At 64.6% G+C, this 4507-nt stretch carries 6 protein-coding genes and 1 pseudogene; 3 read left to right on the plus strand and 4 right to left on the minus strand.

Going from position 1 to position 4507, the window contains the following annotated elements; genetic code table 11:
- On the plus strand, window positions 1–344 hold a 344-nt coding region (locus RT662_RS05800), incomplete at its 5' end, for an MlaD family protein (protein WP_313669761.1).
- A pseudogene (locus tag RT662_RS05805) lies at window positions 328–708 on the plus strand (DUF2155 domain-containing protein); the annotation flags it as partial. The gene RT662_RS05800 and the pseudogene RT662_RS05805, both read left to right, overlap by 17 nt.
- Window positions 709–743: 35 nt before the next feature.
- Here RT662_RS05805 and aat read toward each other — a convergent pair.
- From aat to aroQ, 4 genes are all read right to left on the minus strand, one after another.
- Entirely contained in the window at window positions 744–1397 is a 654-nt protein-coding gene (gene aat / locus RT662_RS05810; protein WP_313669765.1) for a leucyl/phenylalanyl-tRNA--protein transferase, read from the minus strand.
- Between the two features lie 77 nt (window positions 1398–1474).
- Window positions 1475–2839 carry an acetyl-CoA carboxylase biotin carboxylase subunit gene (accC, locus tag RT662_RS05815; protein ID WP_303781222.1) on the minus strand — a complete coding sequence of 455 codons (1365 nt, stop codon included), beginning with the start codon at window positions 2837–2839 and terminating at the stop codon, window positions 1475–1477.
- A 10-nt stretch (window positions 2840–2849) separates the two neighbouring features.
- A complete protein-coding gene (gene accB / locus RT662_RS05820; protein ID WP_313669762.1) occupies window positions 2850–3362 on the minus strand; it encodes an acetyl-CoA carboxylase biotin carboxyl carrier protein in 513 nt (170 codons plus the stop codon).
- Window positions 3363–3397: 35 nt separating this feature from the next.
- The gene (gene aroQ / locus RT662_RS05825) at window positions 3398–3844 is read right to left on the minus strand and encodes a type II 3-dehydroquinate dehydratase (protein WP_313669763.1); all 447 of its coding nucleotides are present in this window, start codon (window positions 3842–3844) and stop codon (window positions 3398–3400) included.
- A gap of 103 nt (window positions 3845–3947) precedes the next feature.
- Between aroQ and RT662_RS05830 the strand changes: the two genes are divergently transcribed.
- Window positions 3948–4507: glutathione S-transferase (locus RT662_RS05830; RefSeq protein ID WP_313669764.1), on the plus strand; the 560-nt coding region annotated here is incomplete at its 3' end.

Genomic DNA, 4507 nt, shown 5'->3' on the forward strand with positions numbered 1-4507 from the left:
TCACGCTGGGCACCGATGTGAAGGTTGCCGGCGTGAAGGTGGGCAAGGTGGTCGGGCTTGAACTTGATCCGACCAGCTATCAGGCCGTGCTGCGCCTCACGGTAGACCGTCGGCTGAAACTGCCGATCGACAGTTCGGCGGCGGTCTCGTCCGAAGGTCTGCTCGGCGGCAATTTCATCGCCCTCACGCCCGGTGCCGAAGCCGATATGCTGAAAGACGGCGGCGAGATCATCGAAACATCGGGCGCGCCCGATCTGATGGGCCTGATCGGCAGTGTCGTGAACCGTTCCGGCGGCGATGCGCCGGCAAGCGAACCTGCGGCCGCCAATGCCCCGGCCAAGTGAAGCGCTGGCGCTGGTCGCCGGCCTGATCGCGGTTGCAGCGCTGGCGCAGGAAGCGCCGCCCGCAGCACCTGCGCCCGCCGCTGCGCCTGCCCCGGCCAAGCCCGCTGCGCCGCGCGTCGCGCAAGTCACCCCGGTCAAGGAGCGTGTGCTGGTGGTCGGCGCACTGGCCAAGCGTACGGGGGAAACGCGATTCCTTACCCTGAAGCCCGGCCAATACATTGATTTCGCCGGCATCCGCATCACAGCGCGCACCTGCGAAACCACGCCGCCATGGGAATGGCCGACGTTGCAGGGCGCCTTCCTGCAGGTCGATGAGCGGCTGGCCGGGCAGGTTAGCCGCGTGTTTTCCGGCTGGCTTTATGCCGAAAGCCCCAGCCTGAATGTCATGCAGCACCCGCGCTATGATGTCTGGCTCAAGAGCTGCACGATGCGCTTTCCCGACGGGCCTGCGCCGCGCACCGTGCCTTCATCGCCGGCAAAGAAATCGCCCGAAGTGCCCGACAAGGCCGCGCTCAACTGAACCCGATAGTCGCGCGCCGGAATCTCCACGGCGCCAAAGCCGGCCAGATGGCTGGTGAGGAACTGGGTATCGAGCAGCAGGAACCCGCCCAGCCGCAGCCGTGTCACCAGCGCCGCCAGGCAGCATTTGCTGGCATCGGTCCGCCTCGTGAACATCGATTCGCCAAAGAAGGCCGCGCCCAGCCGCACGCCATAGAGGCCGCCGGCCAAATCGCCGTCCTGCGTCCACGCCTCCACGCTGTGGGCCTGGCCGCGTTCGTGCAGCGCCACATAGGCTTCGGCAATCAGCGGGTTGATCCAGGTCTCGCTGCGACCCGGCGCCGGCTCGGCACAGCCGTCCAGCACGGCGGCAAAGGCGCGGTCGGCGGTGAAGCGGAAGCGCTCCTGCTTCAGTGTCTTGGCCAGGCTTTTCGGCAGGTGGAACGCGTTCAGCGGCAGCACACCCCGGCGGCGCGGCTCCACCCAGAACACATCGGTGCTGTCGGCTCGCTCGGCCATCGGAAAAATGCCGCTGGCATAGGCGCGCAGCAGCATGTCGGGATCGAGCCGATGGGTGAGCGGACGGGTCACGAATTCAGCATGCGCCGATCAGGCCCGCCCGAAAAGACCCTTCAACCGGCCGCCGTCTCTTCGGCGGCCTTCTTGGCCAGCCAGCGTTCCAGCCACTTGATCGAATAATCGCCGTTCTGGAAATCCGGATCCTCGATCAGCGCCTGATGCAGCGGGATCGTGGTTTTCGGCCCTTGGATAACGAATTCTTCCAACGCGCGGCGCAAACGCATCAGGCACTCATCACGGTTGGCGCCGTACACGATCAGCTTGGCGATCAGCGAATCATAATAAGGCGGGATGCGATAGCCGTCATACAGCGCCGAATCGACCCGCACGTGCAGGCCGCCGGGCTGGTGGAAATCGGTAACCCGGCCCGGTGACGGCGCAAACGTCTTCGAATCTTCCGCGTTGATGCGGCATTCGATGGCGTGGCCTTCGAATTTCACCTCGTCCTGGGTGACCGACAACGGCAAGCCGGCAGCAACGCGGATCTGCTCGCGAACCAGATCCAGACCGGTGATGGCTTCGGTAACGGGATGTTCCACCTGCAGGCGGGTGTTCATCTCGATGAAGAAGAACTCGCCGTTTTCCCACAGGAACTCGATGGTACCGGCGCCGCGATATTTCAGCTTGGAAATCGCCTCGCGCACCACTTCGCCCATGCGCGCGCGCTCGGCGGCATTCAGCGCCGGGGACGGGGCTTCTTCCAGCACCTTCTGGTGGCGGCGCTGCAGGGAGCAATCGCGTTCGCCCAGATGGACGGCGCCGCCATGGCCATCGCCGAACACCTGGAATTCGATGTGGCGCGGCTCGGAAAGATATTTTTCGATGTAAACCGTGTCGTCGCCAAAGGCGGCCTTGGCTTCGGATTTGGCCTGGCTCACCAGCGAGGGCAGGCTGGCGGCATCCGGGATCACCTTCATGCCGCGGCCACCGCCGCCCGAAGCGGCCTTCACCAAGACCGGGTAACCGATGATTTCGGCCACCGCGAGCGCTTCTTCCATGGTTTCGATGGGGCCATCGCTGCCCGGCACCAGCGGCAAGCCCAAAAGGGCTGCGGTGCGCTTGGCTTCCACCTTGTCGCCCATCTTGCGGATATGTTCCGGATCCGGGCCGATCCAGGTGATGCGATGTTCCTGCACGATTTCGGCAAAGCGCGCGTTTTCGGACAGGAAGCCATAGCCGGGGTGGATGGCATCAGCCTGGGCGATTTCGGCCGCCGAAATGATCGCCGGGATGTTGAGGTAGGAGTCGGTTGCCGACGGCGGGCCAATGCAGATGGCTTCATCGGCCAGACGCACGTGCATGGCATCAGCGTCGGCGGTCGAGTGAACGGCCACGGTGCGGATGCCCATTTCGCGGCAGGCACGGTGCACGCGCAGCGCGATTTCGCCCCGGTTGGCGATCAGGACCTTCTTGAACATCGGCGCCGGCTTACTCAATGATCACCAGCGGCTGGTCATATTCCACCGGCTGCTCGCTGTTCACCAAAATGGCCTTCACCACGCCGCCCTTGGGCGCGGTGATCGGGTTCATCACCTTCATGGCTTCGATAATCAGCAGCGTGGCCCCGGCGGCGACCGTGGCGCCTTCGGTGATGAAGGCCGGCGCACCCGGTTCCGGGGTGAGATAGGCAGTGCCGACGATCGGCGATTTCACCAGGCCGGGGTGGTTGCGCACGTCATCGCCACCAGCAGGGGCGGCTGCCGGGGCGGCAGACGATGATGGCGGCGCGGGCCAGCCACCGGCCGGCGGGGCCGGCGCGTAATTGGCTGGGCCAGCGGCCACGGTGACAGCAGCCGCAGTGCGGGCGACACGGATGGTCCGGTCGCCGTCCTTCACTTCGATTTCGGTCAGGTTGCTGGCGTCCAGCAGCTCCGCCAGTTCGCGCACCAGGTCGGTATCGACCACGATTCCCCCAACCACTGAAGATTTGCTGTCAGACATGATGGTCCCGTCTCTTGCCCCAATGTAACTCCGGCTTACTGCCGTAAAGCCCCCGCCGCGTCCAGCGCCAGCCGATAGGATGCGGCACCAAAGCCCGAAATCGTCCCTTTCGCCGCACGCGCCACAAAGCTGGTATGGCGAAATTCCTCACGGGCGTGGGGGTTTGAAAGATGCACCTCGATCACCGGAACGGCGATCCCCTTGATCGCATCATGGATGGCGATGGAGCTGTGGGTGAGCGCACCGGCGTTGAGCAGCACCGCCAGCGCACCGCGCGCACCGGCTTCGTGCAGCCAATCGACGATATGGCCCTCATGGTTGGACTGGCGGATATCAATGGTGAGGCCCAGTACCGCCGCCTGCGCTTCCAGCTGCTCGGCAATATCGTCCAACGTGGCGTGGCCATAGATATGCGGTTCGCGGCTGCCCAGCAGGTTGAGGTTCGGGCCGTTCAGCACCATCACGAGTGGTTGGTCGGTCATGGCCCATCAAAACCATGAACCGCGCTGCTTGCCAAGCGCCGCTTGCTCCCCGCAGCGGATTGGGCGATGCTGCACGGCAACAAAGGGGGGTAAGTCGCAACCCATGAAGATCATCATCGGCAATCGCACCTATTCCAGTTGGTCGCTGCGCGGCTGGCTGGCCGCCAAGCAATCGCTGCTGCCGTTCGAAACCGAACTGCGGGTGATGGATTCGCCCGAGTGGATCAGCGGCGAAGCCAAGGCCGACATGCCATCGGGCAAGGTGCCGGTGCTGTGGGATCATGGCGATGCGATCTGGGATTCGATGGCAATCCTGCTCTATCTGTCCGACAAGGCCGGGCATGACCGGTTCTGGCCGCGCGACATGCACGCGCGTGGCCTGGCTTATGCCATGTGCGCTGAAATGCATTCCGGCTTTGCCCCGCTGCGCAGCGCCTGCCCGATGGATCTGCAGCATCATGCGCCCGGCTTCGTGGCCGCGGCCGATGTGCTGGCCGATGTGCGCCGCCTTGAAAGCCTGTGGGAAGAAGCGCTCAGCCGCTTCGGTGAAGAAACCGGGGAACCATGGCTGTTCGGCCGCTTTGGCGCTGCCGACATCATGTTTGCCCCCACCTGCACCCGCATCAGAACCTATCATCTGCCGGTCAGCGACAGGATCAGCGC

The sequence above is a fragment of the Sandarakinorhabdus sp. genome (genome assembly GCF_032115815.1).
In the GTDB taxonomy this organism is placed as follows: Bacteria; Pseudomonadota; Alphaproteobacteria; order Sphingomonadales; family Sphingomonadaceae; genus Sandarakinorhabdus.

Excerpts from the sequence above, each read along its gene's own strand:
- aroQ (WP_313669763.1), bottom strand. The coding sequence starts at position 3,844 with ATGACCGACCAACCACTCGTGATGGTGCTGAACGGCCCGAACCTCAAC.
- aat (WP_313669765.1), bottom strand. The coding sequence starts at position 1,397 with ATGCTGCTGCGCGCCTATGCCAGCGGCATTTTTCCGATGGCCGAGCGA.
- accC (WP_303781222.1), bottom strand. The coding sequence starts at position 2,839 with ATGTTCAAGAAGGTCCTGATCGCCAACCGGGGCGAAATCGCGCTGCGC.
- accB (WP_313669762.1), bottom strand. The coding sequence starts at position 3,362 with ATGTCTGACAGCAAATCTTCAGTGGTTGGGGGAATCGTGGTCGATACC.